At 73.2% G+C, this 755-nt stretch carries 2 protein-coding genes; both read left to right on the top strand.

What is annotated here, in order from left to right; genetic code table 11:
* On the top strand, positions 1-301 hold a 301-nt coding region (locus B8460_RS22105), incomplete at its 5' end, for a hypothetical protein (protein WP_199445662.1).
* Positions 291-617, top strand: coding sequence for a flagellar motor switch protein FliN (gene fliN / locus B8460_RS14925; protein WP_084623695.1), 327 nt, complete (start codon positions 291-293; stop codon positions 615-617). The genes B8460_RS22105 and fliN, both read left to right, overlap by 11 nt.
* Positions 618-755: the final 138 nt, after the last annotated feature.

Here is a 755-nt window from a genome sequence, read left to right as displayed (position 1 = left end):
GGTGACGCTGCGCGCGTCGCCTGAGACGGCGGCGGCGGTGGCGGCGACCTTCGCCCGCCACGACGAGGATTTGGCCGCCCGGCTGCGCGTCGTTCCGACCGATGCCCTCCCGCCCGGCGATGTCCGCATCGGCTGGGCCGACGGCGAGGCGGTGCGCGACGTGGCCGCGATCTGGCGCGATGCGTCGGCCGCGCTCGCCGCGAGCGGCCTTTGCCTGCCATGCGGTCCGGAGATCACCGCGCCGCCACTCGCGGACGAGGCTTCGCCTGTCAGCACGAGGGACCTGCTTCATGTCGGGTGACATCGATTTCGACGATCTGGGCGACGCCGCATCGAGCGCGGCCGATGCCGGCGCGCCGCGCGGTGCCCGCGACCTGGGCGCCGTGTACGACATACCGGTCACCGTCAGCGCGGTCCTGGGCCGGGCGACGATGCAGGTCAGCCAGCTGCTGAAGCTCGGGCGCGGCGCGGTGGTGGAACTCGACCGCAAGCTCGGCGAGGCGATCGATATCTACGTCAACAACCGGCTTGTCGCGCGTGGCGAGGTGGTGATGGTCGACGACAGCCGGCTCGGCGTCACGATGACCGAAATCGTCAAGGCCGATCGCGGCGTGTGAGCGCGGACATGCGATCCCTCTTCGCCTCGCCGCGCCGCCCGTCCATGCCGCGACGCGCTCCGATGCCGCCGCATCGACCGGCGTCGCCTCCCTGTCGCATGCCGCCGCGGCCGGCCGGGCCGCCACGGGAGGACGCCG

The organism is Acidisphaera rubrifaciens HS-AP3, from assembly GCF_000964365.1.
GTDB lineage: Bacteria > Pseudomonadota > Alphaproteobacteria > Acetobacterales > Acetobacteraceae > Acidisphaera > Acidisphaera rubrifaciens.
This window is presented reverse-complemented; position numbering and strand designations above follow the sequence as displayed.

What these genes read in the sequence shown, in the direction of transcription:
- fliN (WP_084623695.1), top strand. Translation starts at nt 291, where the DNA reads ATGTCGGGTGACATCGATTTCGACGATCTGGGCGACGCCGCATCGAGC.